Annotated in this window: 12 protein-coding genes and 2 pseudogenes; 3 read left to right on the top strand and 11 right to left on the bottom strand. The window is 42.4% G+C overall.

Going from position 1 to position 19,984, the window contains the following annotated elements; translation table 11 throughout:
- Positions 1–5 precede the first annotated feature (5 nt).
- The 9 genes from AC1TO9_RS13975 to AC1TO9_RS14015 all read right to left on the bottom strand — a co-directional run bounded on the left by AC1TO9_RS13975 (position 6) and on the right by AC1TO9_RS14015 (position 12,887).
- Positions 6–2,396: an Ig-like domain-containing protein gene (locus AC1TO9_RS13975; protein ID WP_482059470.1), complete on the bottom strand. Its 2,391-nt coding sequence runs from the start codon at positions 2,394–2,396 to the stop codon at positions 6–8.
- 237 nt (positions 2,397–2,633) lie between these two features.
- Positions 2,634–3,797 (bottom strand): multiple monosaccharide ABC transporter permease, encoded by a 1,164-nt coding sequence (mmsB, locus tag AC1TO9_RS13980; RefSeq protein ID WP_482059471.1) that lies wholly within the window; start codon positions 3,795–3,797, stop codon positions 2,634–2,636.
- A 6-nt stretch (positions 3,798–3,803) separates the two neighbouring features.
- A complete protein-coding gene (gene mmsA / locus AC1TO9_RS13985) occupies positions 3,804–5,333 on the bottom strand; it encodes a multiple monosaccharide ABC transporter ATP-binding protein (protein WP_482059472.1) in 1,530 nt (509 codons plus the stop codon).
- A gap of 107 nt (positions 5,334–5,440) precedes the next feature.
- Entirely contained in the window at positions 5,441–6,529 is a 1,089-nt protein-coding gene (gene chvE, locus AC1TO9_RS13990) for a multiple monosaccharide ABC transporter substrate-binding protein (RefSeq protein ID WP_482059473.1), read from the bottom strand.
- A 178-nt stretch (positions 6,530–6,707) separates the two neighbouring features.
- Positions 6,708–7,925 carry a response regulator transcription factor gene (locus tag AC1TO9_RS13995; RefSeq protein ID WP_482059474.1) on the bottom strand — a complete coding sequence of 406 codons (1,218 nt, stop codon included), beginning with the start codon at positions 7,923–7,925 and terminating at the stop codon, positions 6,708–6,710.
- Between the two features lie 29 nt (positions 7,926–7,954).
- On the bottom strand, positions 7,955–9,826 hold the full coding sequence (locus AC1TO9_RS14000) for a cache domain-containing sensor histidine kinase (protein WP_482059475.1): 1,872 nt from the start codon (positions 9,824–9,826) through the stop codon (positions 7,955–7,957).
- Between the two features lie 24 nt (positions 9,827–9,850).
- Complete coding sequence (locus AC1TO9_RS14005; protein WP_482057818.1) at positions 9,851–10,864, bottom strand: substrate-binding domain-containing protein; 1,014 nt, start codon at positions 10,862–10,864, stop codon at positions 9,851–9,853.
- A 19-nt stretch (positions 10,865–10,883) separates the two neighbouring features.
- Complete coding sequence (locus tag AC1TO9_RS14010) at positions 10,884–12,062, bottom strand: acyl-CoA dehydrogenase family protein (RefSeq protein ID WP_482059476.1); 1,179 nt, start codon at positions 12,060–12,062, stop codon at positions 10,884–10,886.
- Between the two features lie 15 nt (positions 12,063–12,077).
- Positions 12,078–12,887, bottom strand: a complete 810-nt coding sequence (locus AC1TO9_RS14015; RefSeq protein WP_482057816.1) for an HAD-IIA family hydrolase — start codon at positions 12,885–12,887, stop codon at positions 12,078–12,080.
- A gap of 357 nt (positions 12,888–13,244) precedes the next feature.
- On the opposite strand from AC1TO9_RS14015, the pseudogene AC1TO9_RS14020 reads away from it, so the two are divergent.
- Positions 13,245–13,859: pseudogene (locus AC1TO9_RS14020) on the top strand (3-keto-alpha-glucoside-1,2-lyase-like domain-containing protein); the annotation flags it as partial.
- Positions 13,860–13,937: 78 nt separating this feature from the next.
- Positions 13,938–15,101: pseudogene (locus AC1TO9_RS14025) on the top strand (right-handed parallel beta-helix repeat-containing protein); the annotation flags it as partial.
- Between the two features lie 165 nt (positions 15,102–15,266).
- Here AC1TO9_RS14025 and AC1TO9_RS14030 read toward each other — a convergent pair.
- A complete protein-coding gene (locus AC1TO9_RS14030; protein WP_482057815.1) occupies positions 15,267–15,890 on the bottom strand; it encodes a class I SAM-dependent methyltransferase in 624 nt (207 codons plus the stop codon).
- A gap of 315 nt (positions 15,891–16,205) precedes the next feature.
- Between AC1TO9_RS14030 and AC1TO9_RS14035 the strand changes: the two genes are divergently transcribed.
- Complete coding sequence (locus tag AC1TO9_RS14035) at positions 16,206–17,021, top strand: hypothetical protein (RefSeq protein ID WP_482057814.1); 816 nt, start codon at positions 16,206–16,208, stop codon at positions 17,019–17,021.
- 67 nt (positions 17,022–17,088) lie between these two features.
- Here AC1TO9_RS14035 and AC1TO9_RS14040 read toward each other — a convergent pair whose 3' ends face one another.
- Positions 17,089–19,797, bottom strand: coding sequence for a WD40/YVTN/BNR-like repeat-containing protein (locus AC1TO9_RS14040; protein ID WP_482059477.1), 2,709 nt, complete (start codon positions 19,795–19,797; stop codon positions 17,089–17,091).
- Between the last annotated feature and the right edge of the window lie 187 nt (positions 19,798–19,984).

The raw sequence follows: 19,984 nt of genomic DNA on the forward strand, positions 1-19,984 counted from the left end.
TAAAACTATTCTACAGTGATAACTACCTTTGTGCTCTTACCGCCGTATTTAACGGTGATCGTTGCCTTACCTTTTCCATTAGCTTTGATTTTGCCATCTTTAACAGTTACCGCTAAAATCTTCGATGAAGTCCATAACGCTTCTTTAGATACATTAACATCGATTCCGTCAGTAAAGGTTGCTGTCGCAATGATATCAGCCTGCTGTCCAACTGTCATTTTTAGACTCACTTTATCTGTCTGTAAATACTTCAACATGTCGACTTCCACTGGAATACTTATAGATTTACCTGCATATTTAGCTGTAACCTTTGTTTTGCCATATGCTACGGCAGTTACTTTCCCTTTGTTCACTGTCGCCATTTTATAATTGCCCGTTTTCCATTCTGCCAAATCCGTTACATCCTTGGTTGAACCATCACTGAATGTCACGATAATGTTGACTTGTTGTACTTTAGAACTAGCACTAACTGTTTTTAATGATACAGATTGATGTGACGCTTCGATACTTTGAACCATATCTACTTCTACTGAAACAGTCACTTTCTGACCACCATATTCAGCTGTAATTGTAGCTTTACCCTTTGTATAACCTGTTACTTTACCATCTTTCACAGCAGCTACAGAAGTACTACTTGACTTCCAAGTCACATCTGCTCCTGTAAATACTTCATCATTACCGGATGAATCCTTCGCCGTAAGCTCGATATTCTTACTCTCACCAGCACTCAATACGATAAGATGAGTATCTGCCTCAAGGTCTTTGACCAAGCCTACGTTTACTTTCATGATGTACTTCGTCTGTTCATACAGTGCTGTAATCGTAGCCGTTCCTGTTGCAACACCAGTAATCAGTCCGTCGCTATCTACTTCAGCAATTTTCTCATCACTCGTGCTCCATTCTGCTTCACTTGTTAGAACAATATTTTTAAGAGGATCCTTCGTATCATACACAGCGATAAGGCTAGCTTGATAAGGACTGTCTTTCTTAATATCAATCGTTTTAGCATCTAACGATATTGAAACAGGAATATCAACGCTGACCTTCGTCGTAACTGTGATTCCGCCATAAGTGGCACTAACTGTCGCTTCACCTTTTTTATACGCTGTAAGCTTACCGTTGGATACAAATACGACAGCCGCATCACTCGAACTCCATACAGCCTTGTCCGCTACATCCGTCTTACCAGTTATATCAGCGTAAGCAGCATGTAGTTCTAGCGTCTTAGTCTCTCCAACGCTCATTCCTACTTTATCCTCAAGGTCAAGATGACGTGGAACGTCAACATCAACCTGTACCGTCACACTCTTATCCCCATATTTCCCAGTAATCGTCGCTGACCCAACACCCTCAGCGTAAACTTTCCCTTTGTTAACATAAGCAACGGACGCATTGCTAGTAGTCCATGTCGCTAGATTAGTAACATCAAGATCTGGACTATCCGGATATACAGCTGTTAAAGTAAGCTGTTGTGAAGCAATCCCCCCAGTAACAAGACTCAGATATACATTCTGTGTATCAACTTCCAATTTACGAGTCTTGTCAACTTCAACCTCAAGGCTTATTGTCTCTGCGCCATAACTAGCTGTGATTGTTGCCGTTCCTGCTCCATAAGCAGTAATCTTACCTTTAATCACATCTGCGACGGTCTTGTTGCTTGTTGTCCATTTCGCATCTTCAGCCACATCTCTTTGGGACCCATCAGGATACGTAGCTGTTAATGTAACGGTCTTTGAATCCTTTGGATCTGTGAGCAACAAAGATACCTGCTCTACATCCAGGTCTAGTCGTTTCACGTTCTCCACCGTTACTTCTAATGTAACAGTCTGGTTTCCAAAGGAAGCTGTGATCGTAGCTATTCCTGCGCTTTGAGCCTTAACGTTACCATTTACAACAGTTGCAATATCATTATTACTAGAGGACCAAATCGCTTTATCCGTAACGACCTCGGATCCAACATAGTCAACATAAGTCGCCTCTAGTTCAATTTGTTTACTATCATCCTTACGAAGCTCAAGACTTTGTACGCTCTTCGTTAGAGATTTCACTTTTTTGCTGACAGTCACTTCAATGCTGTCAGTTTCCTCCACACCGTACTTTCCAATTATGGTGGTAGTACCTTCCTTTTTAGCCGTCACCGTACCATTAGATATCGTTGCAACGGTATCATCGTTACTAACCCAGTTCGTGATGATGACATTCTTCTTCGTACCATCATCGTAAATAGCCGTTGTAGTTAGTGTCTCTTTCCCACCAATTTCAAGAAATACTTCATTCTTGGAAACTTCAAGTCCAATCAAGTTCGGCGTTGTAGCTGCCCAAGATGTCCCCGCACTAGCCAAGCTTATAATTAGGATTAATGACATGATTAAGGTTTTTTTGAATCTAATATACAATGTTAATTCCCTCCAGTTCTCTTTTTAAAATCTTATTAGTTACTTTAACTATCGGCAAATGAAGACAAAAACATTAGAAATTCGAGCATTTACTTAAAAAAAATTATATTAATCACCCTCGCCCTATAACGTTAGACGAGATGTGCCACCATACTAAGAAAGGCTCCTCCCATGATCATCACTGGGAAGAGCCTTTACTACCGTTTACTTTATTTCAACTATAGAATACATGATCGATTATGACGTTTTCGACTTATTATAAATATCGAATCCTACAGCGAACAACAACACTAGACCCTTAATTCCTTGCTGCCAGTCCACCCCAAGACCAACCAAAGACATTCCATTATTCATGACACCCATAACAAGGCCGCCGATGATGGCGCCGACAACAGTACCAATTCCTCCTGAAGCGGAAGCCCCACCGATGAAGCACGCAGCGATGGCGTCGAGTTCGAAGTTCACACCCGCTTTGGGGGTTGCCGAATTCAGACGTGCTGCAAATAACAATCCAGATAACGCAGCCATGACACCCATATTAACGAATACCCAGAATGTTACACGTTTGGTTTTGACACCAGATAGGTTTGCCGCCTTCTCATTACCACCCAAAGCATAAATTCGGCGACCCATTGTCATCCGATTCATGACGAAGGAGTAAATAATGATGAGTACTAACAAGATTACGAGAATATTTGGAATTCCATTATATTGAGCCAGTACGTAGGTGAATAAATTTATCAATATGACAAGAACTCCAACCTTAGCAATGGATAACCACACAGATGCTTGATCGAAAGCGTACCTTGTCTGAACTTTACGATTCTTATACTCCTGATATATAACCAGAATCGACAGAATAACTCCAACAACGATAGTAAGCAGATTGATTGTACTTCCATGAAAGAAATCGGGAACGAATCCGGAGCTGATCTTTTGGAATGACTTCGGAAAAGGGGCAATCGACTGCCCGTTCAGTACGATCATCGTTAGCCCACGGAACAATAGCATCCCTGCCAAAGTCACGATGAACGCTGGTATTTTGACATAAGCTACCCAGAAACCTTGCCACGCACCCACAAGTGCACCCATCAACAGAGATAGAATGACTGCAAGAACTGGGTTCATCTGCATATTTACCATCATAATAGCTGATAGTGCACCAATAAAAGCGGCTACCGATCCGACAGAAAGATCAATATGTCCCGTAATAATGACCAATACCATCCCTATGGCCAATACTAGAATGTAACTGTTCTGAAGAATCAAGTTCGTGACGTTAAGCGGCTTAAGCAATATACCATCTGTCATGATCTGAAAGAAAATAGATATAAAGACAAGTGCAATAATCATGCCGTATTGGCGAATGTTTTTCTTGAAAAGTTTACTAATGGCTTCCATGCGATATTACCCCCTGCTTCGTGTCATGTACTTCATTAATGTCTCTTGTGTCGCATCCTGGCGTGCCACTTCTCCGCTAATTCGACCTTCATTCATAATGTAGATCCTGTCGCACATCCCGAGAATTTCCGGTAGCTCGGAGGAGATAACCAGTATGCCTTTACCTTCAGACGCCAATTGATTAATGATAGAGTAAATTTCGTATTTGGCACCTACGTCAATTCCTCGGGTAGGTTCATCTAGAATAAGAATATCCGGTTTTGTATCAATCCATTTACTGAGTACGACCTTCTGCTGATTACCCCCACTAAGATTACCTGTCTTTTGCAGAATGTTCGGTGTCTTGATGTTCAACTTCTTACGGTATTCTTCTGCAATAAGTACCTCTTCGTTCTCGTTAATGACGCCACGCCGTGATATCTTCTTCAGATTACTGAGTGAAATGTTACGTTTAATATCGTCAATTAGGATGAGTCCATAGTGCTTCCGGTCTTCAGTAACATAGGCCAACCCATTCTCCATAGCCTTATTAATATCTGTCAGATGAACTTCCTTACCGTGGATGAATACTTGACCACTAATACGTTTACCGTAAGATCTGCCGAATACACTCATAGCAAACTCCGTTCGTCCCGCTCCCATCAGACCCGCAATTCCGACGACTTCACCCTTGCGGATATGCATATTAATGTTATCAAGCATCTTACGGCCCGATTGTGTCGAATGGTATACTTCCCAGCTACGGACTTCAAATATCGTCTCCCCAATGTCTGGCGTACGCTCTGGATAACGATGCGTCATATCTCGACCGACCATACCCTTAATAATGACATCTTCAGTAACTTGGTCCTTCTTCATATCCAGTGTCTGAATCGTCAACCCATCACGCAATATCGTTACAGAATCCGCTATCTTCTCGATTTCGTTCAATTTATGCGAAATGATAATGGAGGTGATCCCTTGTTTCTTGAGCTGATGAATCAGCTCCAATAGATTCTCACTATCATCCTCATTAAGCGCCGCAGTGGGTTCGTCGAGGATGAGCAGCTTCACTTCCTTGGAGAGTGCCTTAGCGATCTCTACCAATTGCTGTTTACCGACACCGATCGAGTTTACCTTAGTAAATGGCGATTCCTTAAGGCCGACGGTTTCTAGCAGACCTATCGTCTTCACCGTCGTTTCGTTCCAGTTGATTACCCCATGCTTGGCCTGTTCGTTGCCTAGGAAGATGTTCTCCGAAATCGACAAATACGGAATCAACGCTAGTTCCTGATGGATGATAACAATCCCCAGATTCTCGCTATCCTTAGTATCTTTGAACTTGCAAACCTGTCCTTTGAATAAAATATCTCCCTCATAGGTGCCATGAGGATACACACCACTGAGTACTTTCATCAGCGTAGACTTGCCAGCGCCATTCTCTCCACATAAAGCGTGAATTTCGCCTTCCTTTACCTTCAAGTTAACATCTCCAAGTGCTTTGACACCGGGAAACGATTTGGTTATTCCCTTCATCTCCAGAATGTAATCCGTCAATGCTTCTCACCTAGCTTTCCTTGTGACTGTCATACGGGTAGAGGGAAGCAGCCTCTGAAGGCTGCCACCACCACTTACATATCATTCGTATATCTACCAAAAGTCGATTAGTTGCCCAGTTGCTCTTTCGTATAGTAGCCACCATTTACAAGAACCTCTTCTATATTACTTGCATCAACAGAGATCGGATCAAGCAAGTAGGAGGGTACAATCTTCACACCGTTATCATACGTTGTTGTATCATTTACTTCTGCCTCTGTACCTTTGAGAACACTTTCAGTCATCTCAACCGCTTTCTTAGCCAATTCACGTGTATCTTTAAATACCGTTTGTGTCTGTTCTCCAGCAAGAATTGATTTAACGGAAGCTAGCTCAGCATCTTGACCCGTTACTATCGGAAGCTTCTTAGCTCCTGTACCGTAACCAATCCCTTTAAGTGAAGAGAGTACACCAATACTTATGCCGTCATAAGGAGACAGTACAGCATCTAAATTATCGGAAGCGTAGTTCGCACTTAACAAGTTATCCATACGCGCTTGAGCTGCTGCTCCATCCCAACGGAGTGTAGCTACCTGAGCCATCGTCGTCTGTTTACTACGAACAACAAGCTTACCGGAATCAATATAGGGCTGCAGAATGGACATCGCTCCATCAAAGAAGAAGTAAGCATTGTTATCGTCCGGTGAGCCCCCGAACAACTCAATGTTGAAAGGTCCCTTACCTTCTTTGAGTCCAAGATTCTCTTCAATATATGAACCTTCAAGTACGCCAACTTTGAAGTTATCGAAAGTAGCGTAATAATCTACATATTCACTTTTCTTGATTAAGCGATCATACGCAATGACCTTGACGTTGGCATCATGCGCCTTTTGCAGCACATTAGTCAGTGACTCACCATCAACTGAAGCGATAACAATCGCGTTTACACCTTTCGTGATCATGTTCTCAATTTGTGAGATTTGATTCTCGACGACATCTTCAGCGTATTGCAGATCTGTTGCATATCCCAACTTCTCGAACTCTTTCACCATGTTATTTCCGTCATTTACCCAGCGCTCTGAAGATTTCGTGGGCATGGAAATACCGATCTTACCGTTAGTTTCTTTAGAACTGCCACTTGAACCACTTCCATTACCACAAGCGGATATCATAAGTACGAACGCCATCATCAACATGATCCATGAATATTTCTTCATCCCTGCATTCCCCCTGAACGATTGTTATATTCTGTTGTCATTACGAAATATCTGCTTCATCTGACAGTTTGAGTATAGCAAGGTGAAGATCGACCCGTATTTACAATAAAACTACTCTTTTTATAAAAAACGAACCTATGTTTACGCTTTCATAAATAGGCAAAGAAAAAAGACCCTTCTAAGATGAAGAATCTTCTTCCGGAATCACACCTTTACGGAATTGTAGGGGAGATACTCCGGTTTGTTTCTTAAAGGCAGTACTGAAATAATGCTGTGTCTCGTAGCCTGTCCGCCCCGCTACCTCATGCACACTCATATCCGTAGAATTCAACATCTGTGCCGCTTTCCGAATTCGGATCTGTGTCAGGTAAGCACCAAAGGAAGTACCCAGTTCCTGCTTGAACAGCCTACTAAGATAGACCGGAGATGCTTGCAACATGCCCGCCATAGATTCTAACGTCAAGCCGTATTCGCTGTAATTCTCCAGCATATATTGCTTAGCTCTTCGAACGACCGGGGTTAGCGGTACTTCTTTGGATAAGGTGATTCTACATCTACGATAAGTCGTGGACAACTCCGTAAGGTCTTCATTTACAGATTCTATACCGACTTCTACGGCAATTTTCAGATTAGTGCGCACTTCCTGTTCTACCCGTGCTAACATCGCCTCGGCGGCACCCTCCCACAGAAGAATAATGATAAGACCCGTTGAATCACGGAAAATAACATGGGAATAGTCGTTCAACAACTCCATCGTGATATTCTCAATTGCAAACAGAAACAACTGCCGTTCATTCTCCTTCATCCCAGAGTTCTGCACTTCCCATCTCCAGCGGATAATGCCTAATAGCTCAGGTCGAACTTGTGGTAATTTCAAAAATTGGAGCTGTTCCTTAATTTCCTGCTGACTCAGGTTGCCATCAAGCCATTCCTGGCAAAAACGTTCGCGTAACAGCGGAAAGTTCTTCAAGATTTGCTTAGATGCCTGCACCAGATGCTGGCTCTGCTGCTTCTCTTGATTTAGTTCATCCCGAAGTCTGCGCATGACCTGCATCAACTGCTTCGGATCGGCAGGCTTCAGAATATAGTCATTCACCTGCAATCGAATAGATTCCTGCGCATACGTGAACTCATCATGGCCTGTAATGACTACAATTTTGCAGCAGGGGAGCTGCTCTCTTAATCTCTTCATCATCTCAATTCCATGCATAATGGGCATATTAAGATCAACTAGTGCGATATGCACGGAATGTAGAAGCGCTTGTTCCAACGCCTCCTCACCATCCTCGGCTTCTGCAACAATCTGCAGCCCAAGCCCCTCCCAATCAACAGATTGCTTAATCCCCTCACGGATAATAGACTCATCATCTGCAATCATGACCTTCCAGTTATTCATATCATTGCTCCTCCGTATGACCAAGCTCTCTAACCATTCTTATATATATTGTAACCATCCCGGACGATGGGATAGCGAACAATAACAGTTGTCCCCAATCCTAGTTCACTCTCGATACTTATCCCATATTCTTTACCATAGTTAAGACGTATCCTCGCCTGAACGTTAACAATCCCGTATCCACTACTGGAACTATTCGATTTAGGTTTGTCCAGTTCATTAGACTGATTGTCTATACCTCCAATATCAAGACTGTGTCTAAGCATCGTAAGCCGCTCCGGCGACATACCTGCTCCATTATCACGTACCGTCAAGTACAGGTCGCCTTCTCGTTCCGCTACTTCAATTACGATATGTCCCGGACCCCGACGTTCCTTAATACCATGATAAATAGCATTTTCCACGATCGGCTGTAACAGTAGCTTCAATACATGTAGCTCCTCAAGCTCATTATCGACATCAATGCTATAGGTCAGCTTACTACTGTAGCGAACATGCTGAATTCTTAAGTAGCTGACAATATGCTCGAGTTCATCAGCCAGTGGAATAATGTCACTTCCTTTGCTCAGACCCAGACGGAAGAGTCGAGATAAAGATTGGACAACTTCAGCGATATCTTCTGCACCCTTGTTACGAGCCATCCAATGAATGGTGTCTAGTGTATTGTATAGAAAATGCGGCTTGATCTGCGCCTGCAAACTACGTAATTCCGCCTCACGTTTCTGCCGCTCCTGAAGTTCTGTCAAAGACAGCAGTCGACTAATCTGAGCCAGCATCGTATTAAAACTTCTACCCAGCATCCCGATCTCATCTGAACGTTTACCCCAGTAACGTATCGTTAAATCGCCAGATTGCGCTTTATTCATAAAGGACATCAACTGCGCTATAGGACGAGATATGGAAGTTGCCAAATAAAATGAGGCTGTCATACCCAACATACAGACTACGAACACAAAAACGACAACATTAAAGGTAATCTCTCGAACACTATAAGCAGATTCCTCCATCGGAAATACGCCCACAGTCGTCCAAGTCGTAAACGGGGAAGACCTGTATATCAGCTGCAAATGACGTCCGTCAACCTTTTCCGAGGTGATTCCTGAAGTCTCAGTGAATAGTTCTGTTGGAATATTCTTCATAAATGGATGCAAAGGTGCGTAGATTATATCTCCGCTACTATCGACCACCGTTAGATATCCTGTCTTCCCAAGCGTAACATCACGAGCCGTCTCGGCAATAACTCGAAGCTTCAAATCCACTAGAACAACACCTTCGACAACATGAGTCTCTGGATCAATAATCGCTCGGACAGCCGAGACGACCTCACTCTCCTTGTAATCCACATGAGACATGACAGCACGTCCATAGGGTTGACCGATAATTTTGAATATCCCTTTGTTATCCACGGCTTCCTTATACCAATCTTCATCCGTTAGAAGAGTATCTGCACGGGTATACATCTCATTACTAATGAATTCTCCGTCACTGTTTACAACCATAATTCCAGCAATTTCGGAGCTAAGTGTCGTAAAACCTTGCAGAAACTTACGGATATTATATTCGGTAGATTCACCATTCACTGTGGCGCTACGCTCTACAGAAGTCCCACCCATCTGGCCCTTCAAAAAGGTCTGCACACCCGGGTCAAACGAAATGAGATAAGTAATCTTTTGCAGATTCTCTACATCATTCTCCAAAGCTATATTCACTTTCCCAATCAACTGCATTGTATTCTCATTACTCTGATTTTCTACAATCCGATCAACCGTCCAACCGATCAGAAGCCCTAAGCCGATGGCAGGCAGAATACTAATCAATAGAAAATGTATGATCAACTTATATCGTATGGGTATATTATTCAGTTTCAACTTATCCATCGTCAATCTGCGGCTACCCCTCATTGTTCTCCTCCTGTGAAGCAGCACTTACTTGGCATAATAATTGTCAACATTAGCCTTTGTCACCACATCAATCCCAGTATCCATCGAATCAGGAACAGGCACAGGCTTATTATTCATATATACGGAAGCATCAGCAGTAAGATCGCGGTGAAGCTGATATAGCTCCATCAATGACCAGTACCCCATATTCCATGTCCCTTGCGCCATCGTCGCAGAGATCGTGCCATCCTTTACAAGGTCAAGGGTACCCTTATCCGTATCAAAGCTAATAATCCGGGGCGGAGTTCCGCTTCCTTTATGTGCTTCTACCGCTTCAGCTACACCGATGCCACCATTTGATTCTGTAGCAAAGATACCCGTTAGATTCGGATATTGGAATAATATTTCCTCAACTGCCTGTCTCGATGAGATTTGGTTACCGCGGCCATCTTTCACAGCAACAACCTTCATATTAGGATAATCATTTGTGATCGTATCACAGAATCCATCTGTTCGTTCCTGATGGTTATGCTGATCGGGCGTTGTAACAATGGCGACTTCTCCACTAGCTCCAGTCATTTCCGCCATCGTACGTGCAGCTTCGATCCCTGCATTGTAATTATTCGTTCCCAGAAAGGAATATGCCTTACTGCCCGGAGCTCCAGAATCAAACAATACAACCGGTATTCCACTTTCAACTGCTGTGTTGATCGTAGCTGTAAGCAACTCGGAGTTCACAGCTGAGATAGCAATGCCCGCTGGTTTCTTCGCAATGACCTGTTCCAGTACTGTTACTTGTTCATTCGCGTCATGTTGTGTTGAACCACGATATTCGACAGAAACATTCAACTCTTCTGCCCGATCTTCGAAGCCTTTAAGCACACTCTTCCAATAATCAATGCCAATCTGAAATGTGACCATAACGTACGTATCCTCTATATTACCGCGTAGACCAACTGAATCCCATGGATCAACTGATTGAGTCTGCTGCTTATAATTCAATACATAGACTATGAAGACTCCGATAAGTAACATATACACAAGCCATAGCTTCTTCATATTGAAACCCCTTTCAAGGTTATTCTTGAAGTGCTCGCTTACCCAAGACCTGTAAGACAATATCATCCATCGGTGGGTTATGTAGTCCAGCACGAACATCACGATACATTCTTTCCAGTGGTAGATTCCTTGAAAGGCTACTTGCTCCAACAATTCGCATCGCTTTATCTACGATACGAATCGCATGGTTGGTTACGATATATTTAGCGAGACCCAAATCTGGCTTAAGCGCTACACGTCCCCCTGGGTCTCGATCCCAACGATCAGCTACAGAATATAGTAGTGTACGTGCCGTAATGAGATCAGCCTCCATCTCCCCAATCTGTTGCTGAATACGTGGTAGCTCTGCAATCGGTCCTGGTAGACTATTCGGCTTATAGTTATTGGCAAAGTTCACTGCGAAATGACGAGCTGCATAAGCAATACCGATATAACAGGCTGGAATATGCAGAAGCGATCCCTCGCCATCCTCCTTCATTTGTCGTTTCTTCTCTTTCACGGACAAGCTGATCACTTCTTCATCAGGGACGAATACATGATCTAGAATAACGTCATGACTTCCTGTAGCACGCATGCCTAGTGTATCCCAAGTCTCTTCCAAGCTAAATCCGGGTCCCTTCCTAACAAAAAACTCGCCTACCTCATCGCTACCTTCAATTCCTGCTGTGATCGTAAAGTGTTCAACAATCGGGCTGAGCGTACTGAACGTTTTGCGTCCACTAATGGACCAACCCCCAGCTACCTTCACTGCTGTAGTCTGGGGCTTACCTCCTCGAGTAGGACTTCCCGTCGCCTGTTCACTAGCAAAATGATTAATAACAGCACCATCTTGAACCACTTCTCCACTGAAACGTGCGAACAGTTGTTCAGACCAACGATTCGTATAGCGAAGGCTCAGTATAAGCGCCATATGCCAACCAACAGCTAAAGCAGTTGATCCATCCCCACGAGCAATTCTTTCTTGCGCTAACAACATTTCATAGAGAGAGAGTTCCTCCCCACCATATTTCTTCGGTACCGTTAGTTTTAAATACCCCGCATCACGTAAATCTGTGAAATTATCAAAGGGAAATGAGCCTTCCTTATCATGTTTGGATGCACGTTCTGCGAATTTGATAGCTAGTCGATCTGCAAGTAAGGCTATTTCAGTCTCTCGTTCGTTTCGTATACAATAATCGGATAACTGCTGTTGTGTCATTTATAGGTGACCCCCTCATATATTTGGACTAGTAGACTCATTTTCTAAAATATCTATCACATCGCCTAGTGAATTCCAGATCATATCCGGCGTCACACTGCTGGCTTCTGCTTCTGCTCTATTCACGGAACCTGTTAATACGAGTGCAGTCATCATTCCGGCATTCTTGCCGAGCCCTATATCAGATACTAGGCTATCTCCAATCATCATACAGCGTTCAGCGGGTAGCCCAATCGCCTCAAGTGCCGCTTCAGCCATTAGAGTTGAAGGCTTGCCAATAACAACCTCTACCTTCTGATCTGTCGAAGCCTCTATCGCTCCGATCATTCCCGCTACATCAATTGAATCTCCTTCATCACCTGGAAATGTCTTATCCGCATTCGTCGCGATAATCCGCGCCCCATGACGTACAGCTCGAAAGGCCTCATTCAATTCCTTATACGTAACGGTCTCATGTAATGTAATCACTAGCCAATCTGCTGATTCCGGCTTCTCTGCTAGCTTAATTCCAGCCAACTCCAATTCATCTCGTAGTCCTTGTTCTCCTAGAACCCATGCCTGACAACCTTCATCATGGTTTCTTAAGTAGTTCGCTGTCACAGTAGATGTTAACAGAATCTCTTCCTCTTGAACCTTAATTCCCATTCCTAGCAATTTATCATGGCACATCTTTCTCGATATATTGCCACGATTACTTAAGAACACTATTCTTTTGCCCTTAGATTTCAAATAAGCAATCGTATCCAATGCTCCATCAATAGCCTGTTTGCCTTTGTATACTGTTCCATCTAGATCTATCACGTACCCATCAATATTCTCTAACATATTGTTATCCACCTCAGTTTTCAATCTTCGTATCTACTATTATATATCATTCTAATTTCTCTGTTCACTTTTTGAAGTTTTGAAAAGTTCATTTGATTAAGTTTGACCCCTTTTACTCATTTATTGGATTTTAAATACATTAAAATTTAATATATGTAAAAATGATTATTGTTGTAATTCCTTTATTTCACTAAGATTACCTTAACATCCATCTCTCATCATGATTTGTTCTCGTACAAGCCAACTGGTGGAATGACATGTCATCAAGGAGGTGAATGAGTTTCATTCAGATCGGGAAATCACAACCATGCTCTAAGCATAATGAAGATCAGTCCGAACAATAAGGAGGAGATCATTATGAAACCGAATACCCCCAAGAAAAACTATAAAGTTTGGCTGAAAACGACCCTTTTAACTCTTTGCCTATCCCTTACTATTCCTTTATTCACGTTAGGTACTATAGCCGCCGCTACATCTTTTAGCGATAACTTCAACGACGGTGATGCTAATGACTGGGCTCCAACGACTGGCAGTTGGTCAGTTATACAAGATAGTGGCTCTTATGTCTATTCTCAATCAAGTACAAGTGAAGGACGGACATCAGTAGGAAGCCAATCTTGGAGCGACTTCACTGTAGAAGCAGATGTTAAGATAGATAATTTCAACGGCACTAATCGTACCTATGTAGCAGGACGTTATAAGGATGGTAACAATTATTACGCAGCATCCCTTTATAATAAAAGTGGCGGTCAACTCGAAATCCGTAAAAAGGTAGGGGGGTCATCATCAACCCTTATCTCCAAGGCATATACGTTATCTACCGGTGTGTGGTATAACGTGAAGCTCGAATTGGTAGGAGATACTATTCATATGTATGTAAATGATCAACTCCAATTGACGGCAACCGACTCAAGCCTATCCTCTGGTGCTATAGGATTCGTATCTGCCAAGACAGTTGCAAAATTCGATAATGTCATGGTAACAGACGGAGGAATAACTCCACCCGTAGATCCTAATCCTGAGCCAGACCCTGATCCAAATCCTCAACCGGCAGAGGGTGATCTGTATGTTGCACCCAATGGCTCAGCAAGTAACCCCGGCACCATCTCAAGTCCAACCACATTGAATTCTGCTATTGCCCAAATTGCAGCAGGAAAAACGATATATATGCGTGGAGGAACATATAACTTATCATCCACGGTTACGATAGAAAGAGGTAACAACGGGACCTCCAATGCCAATAAAAAGCTTGTTGCCTACGGAAGCGAAGTACCCGTTCTTGATTTCTCTTCACAAGCCTTTGCTTCAACGAATAGAGGACTACAGCTGTTCGGACATTATTGGACGGTTAAAGGGCTCGAGGTAATGGGCGCTGGAGACAATGGTATATTCGTTGGTGGTAACAACAATAGAATCGAGAATGTAGAGACACATCATAATCGGGATACAGGAGTGCAAATCGGACGGTATGCTTCCACAGCCGGATACAGTGAGTGGCCAACTAATAACCTCGTTCTCAACTCTTATTCTCATAATAATTACGATCCCGATAATGGGGAGGATGCAGATGGTTTCGCAGCCAAACTAACTGTAGGACCAGGTAACGTATTCGACGGTTGTATCGCCGCTTATAACGTTGACGATGGTTGGGATTTATACTCCAAGACCGAGACCGGCGCCATTGGGATTGTCACTATCCGAAATAGTATTGCTCATCATAATGGGCAGACTTCTAACGGAACTTCAACGTCAAATAGTGACGGTAACGGATTTAAGCTTGGCGGAGAGAAAATTGCGGTTAATCATATTGTAGAGAACAGCATCGCATACCAGAACAAAAAACACGGATTCACTTACAATAGCAATCCTGGTTCGATTCAAATGACTAATAACAGTTCCTGGAGTAACGGCCAAAGCAACTTTGCCTTTGACCTTGGAACCCATTTATTTACCAACAACTTATCCTTCGCGGGTTCTTCGAGCGACAAGACTAGTGGGACTGATGTGCAGAACACCAATGTATGGTGGAAAAACAACAAGAGTGTAAACGCCAAGGGGCTTCTCGCAAGCTCAGCAGACTTTGTCAGCCTAACTCCTACAGTCACGCGGAATGCAGATGGTTCTCCGAACCTTGGCAATTTCCTAAGTCTCGTTAGCGGTAGTGATTTAAAAGGAGCGGGTACTCCAAATGGTACAAACATTGGGGCAAGATAGTGGCTCATAACCGTTAGTATAGATGAAATATAGCGCCGCATGATCGGAGATTCTTCGATCATGCGGCGCTATATTGTTCATATGAGAGGGAATGTCTGCTCTTCCACAGACGGATAGCTTCTTAATTTTATGATGTACGTTGCTTAAGAAGTAACCCCCACTTCATTATCTCACTCTTTCCATGCTGATCTTTCGGTACATCCCATTAAATAATACGGAGCAATCTTCCATAATATTTATGTGTTTGTTGAATGGTTCAATGATCGTTTCAAAATTCCGTCCAATATCAGTTCCTAATAAAGAAATCAGTGGACGAACTAATTTTTTCCCAAAGGAAAGTCGCTTATCTCTAGGTGCAAATTTATCAAAAATAAGAATACTCCCTTGTTCCTTGGTCACACGTATTATTTCTTTCATGCATTGGTTCGCATCAGGTACAACGGAAAGAATGAGATTGGCGACGACGAGATCAAATGATTGATCAGGGAATTGTAACTGCTGAGCATCCATTTCATAAAGGTTGACATGCATTTGATCATTTATTTTCCCCTTGACTTGAGAAAGCATAGAAGATGATATATCAATCGCTGTTATTTGAATGTCGTGCTCAGTAAAAAAACACAAGTCGGCTCCCGTTCCCACTCCAACAAATAGAACTTGCTGTCCATTGCGTAAGGATAGATCCTGAAACACCCTTCTTCTCGCATTCAAAAAAAGTCCTGAGTTAAAAAACCTATCGTACACTGGGGCTCCAAGTTTATAGATCATTTTGTTCCATTTATTATTCATCACTGCACCTCAACATTCAAATGGCTGTTTGATTGTTTATCATTATAAATGAAAATCCAGTATTAAACAATTATATAATCGTAACCCTATACCCCATATGTCGCTTTATTTCTCAGAAATTCTAGCTACTGACGCCTAGCAAATTCTCGAAATAAGCTGAAAAGTTGGGTTGACTCCTCATTAGATATCATGTATATTTATGGGAATTAGTTCGTATTTTTAATTCGGAAACAGGAAGCACCTGTAAGAATGGCCTATTCACGCCCTTCTTGCAGGTGCTTTTTGTTTATCCATTTATTTCAGGAGGTTATAACGATGAATATGATTAAGAGACTAGCCGTATTATTCCTTACCCTTATCTTGGTTACCCTTCTTCCCACGTCGGTATTGGCTGCACCTTTCGAATTAACACCTTCCGCAAAAACCAATTTCGATAAAATGACTGCAGCCACTAATTCAACAACCGCCACAATGATGAACAATCGTTATTCCAATGTTCTAAAGCTACAACAGCAGGGTCAGGATTGGGACAAGAAGATCAAAGATCTCCACTACACGAATGAAGAAGCATTAATCTTATTAAAGAAGCAAATACAACTTATTGATTCCAATAAACTCGCTACATTGCAAACACAACTTACACAAACAAGAGATCGATATAAACCGCTATTTAGTATGCAGGAGTCCCTCAATTTACAGAAGGCTGCGGCAAAGAAGCTAAGTAATAAAGGCCTCTACAAACTTCTTCTATCCCAAAGTGAAAACATGAAGATAGCCGTTCAGTTAGCACGCTCAGATATACGAAACAAAGAAAGTCTACTCACAAAAGCCAAAAGTAATACTGCGGCAACAAAAAAGAAACTTCGTGGAATGCTTGACGGTATCGCTCCGCTCAAAGTACAGATCAAAGCAGCCAAAAATGCAGCCAGCACTTCTCAAAAGAAATTTACTACTGAAACTACAACCTTCAAGCAAACGATTAAGATTGGGAGTGTAAACCCCACTTTGAAATCCCTTGAAGCCTTAAACACACATGCTCAGAAGGTCATAGAACATAAACAAAAAGTATTGTCCCTCGAACAACAAATTAGCGAGATTATAAAGAAGGTGAAGGCTCAAACACCTTCCTAAATTCACACTAAAGACCCCTAGTTGGCGTTTTAGCGCTCATAGGGGTCTTTAGTGTCTACCTTATATATTATTTATGCTTATCTTTGTGACCACCGTGATCCTTATTGCCTTTATGATCTTTATTGTTTCTATGGTCCTTATCTGGCTTGCTATCCTGTTTAGAATTATACTCTACGATAAACGTCTTCGTTGTTGTATTTCCTTCAAGGTCCGTAGCTTCAATGACAAACGTATTCCTATCTTTAACAAGCGTAAACTTCTCATTAAACTTTCCATTATTAACCTTTAATATAAATGCCTTGTCATTGTATTTGATAGTAATAATGGCGTTCTTCACTTGCTCATTAATGGTACCGGAAAGAACATAGTTTTTATTATTTACCGCTTTGTTACTACTCGTAATATTTATTACAGGGCCGTTTGTATCCTTCTGACTCTGAAATTCCCCAATAACAACTCCGAGACCATTCGTCCCTACATATACACGACCATATACTCTTTGATCTCCGGTAATCGTTGAGTTAGCAGCACCAAACTGGTTCTTATCGTCATTAATTCTTATCCATGTCACGCCCACATCATCCGAACGATACACACCATATTTATTGTTAATCTTAGCATATGAATACAGAGACATATATTTCTTACCTGGTGCAGATTTACCAAATCCGATAGTGGCCGCCTCTTGAACGTTTCTCAATTTCGTAAACGTCTTGCCAGAGTCAGTAGAATGCCAAAGACCAAAGGTATTCTCAGGATGTGAGTTATCTGCAGCTGCTCCGATCCAGATATCTCCTTCAACACCATGCATAGCTTTAAAATTACTAGTTAACGTTGTTGGCAGACCTTTAGCCCGAGATGCGTTAAATGTTACTCCACCATCTGTGCTGATATAAAATGTACCATTGGAGAATCCGTAAAACTTATTAGGATCCACACGGTCAGAAGACACTCTAGACTTGTCAGGGATTCCCCTTGAGGTCTTCCATGTTGCACCCAGATCCGTCGAATAGCTTACAGGTCTTGATAATGTATTGGAGGAACTAGATGGGCTCCATACGATAGTCCTACCGTCAGATCCAACTGCCACATGCCCTCCTTGAGTTGTATCTCCTTCTAGCGGTGCCCATGCGTTGTTCGCTGGCCTCCAAGTGACCCCATTATCTGTGGATACACCCATTCTCGCAGCTCTACCATCTGCATTCCCAACACGTACAACAATGTTAGGATTGTATTCTGCATAATCTAGATCCGTACTCGTACCAATAGTTGGATTCGTAATCATCGACGGTGCCTTGGTTAAATCTGCATGGCGGAATCCGCCGATATCTCCCATAGAACTAAGGAGAGAGGCTCCTGTTGGTGGACTAATTAAGCCTAGAATGGCCGTTTCTTCAATCCCATTTGCCTGCACCGAAATGTTAACCTTCTGTCCTTTATCTAGCGCTGTCATATTACTTGATCCAAATAATGTCGCTCCCGTTCCATACAAAACACGATCGGAGTTGAAAGGATCAATCTCAAGGTCACCGATCATCCATCCTAATTTCGGATTTTGTTCAGGGAGACTTTTCTTCTCCCCCCAATCAAGCCAGGGTGCCAAAGAGTAATCTAAGGTATATTGATTATCGCGGACTGGATCCTTCGAGTAATCCAGTGTCCAAAGCGACTTCCATGTAGTACCGCCATCTGTACTGCGATAAATAATCTCGTCCGGCCACCATTTATTCATTGTGGCAACCATAATAGTTTCCGGATTCCGTGCATCAACGGCTAATCCACCATACGCATTATCAGTATTTCCTGTAGGACTAATATTCGTCCACACACCCGATATTGAGTTGAATTTCCATAGGGATCCTTTTCCTCCGTTATACGGGCCTACTTCTTCCGTGTAACTAACGAATAGCTGACCTTTTGAAGATAATACACCGTGGTGCGGTAAGTATCCTTGCCTTGGTTGACCAGGAACGGCTTCCCACGTCTGACCACCATCTCTACTTCTATAAATACTTTGGTTCGTATCTGCAACACCTACATAAATGGTTTGTGTCGTCTTTCCACGGGACCCCGTGGTAGGGTCAAATGTAACCCAGACTACGCCAAGCTCATCATTGTAATAATCCTTCACGTTTCCGACTGAAGGGAAGCTCCTAACCTGATTCCATGTTTTACCGTAGTCCGTACTTTTCCATAGGCCATTTCCACTACGTGTACCTAAATATATAATTTTATTATTGTTCGGATCAATCGCAAGTCGCTCACCCATCGAACGGCCAGGCATATTACCACCCAGTTTAAAAGGTAACTCTGTTCTTTCGAAAGTATCGCCTTTATCTGTCGAGCGTAATAGAACGCCGTTCATAGTGGTCCAATCGTTAGTATATGTACCTGAAGCAATGTATAGACGATTCGTATCCACTGGATCCGTCGCCATACTCTCAACACCCAACATATTCCACTCATCAAAACTTACGAAGTTCATTAATTGGGTCCAGGATTTAGTAGTAGCGTTCCAGCGATAAGCACCACCCATATCTGTCCGAGCGTATACGAGGTCCTTCTCCTTTTGATTATAAATAATTCCTGGTATAAAACCTCCCCCCACTACCTTTGCTCTCCCCCATTCATAGGACTCGACATTCGTGAAGGCTTTCTTCGAATTATCATTGCTTGAATTCCCCTTGTTAGACGCATCTGCGTCGTTGTTGCCAACTCCTACAAAAGGAATAACCAACGTGGCAACTAGACATAAACTTAGTATCTTTTTGAACATCCTCTAACCTCCTGATTTAGTCTTATTATTCACTAATTCTGTAGGATAGCATTGCAATGTTTCAGAGAAAACACTTTTGTGAAAATATCGACATCTCTGTATAACATTCCGCTTCATATGTATTGAAGATTATAGCAACATGTACTTCGGTTAACAACGATACATTGATCTATGAGATAAGTCATAG

The organism is Paenibacillus sp. Y916, from assembly GCF_056786435.1.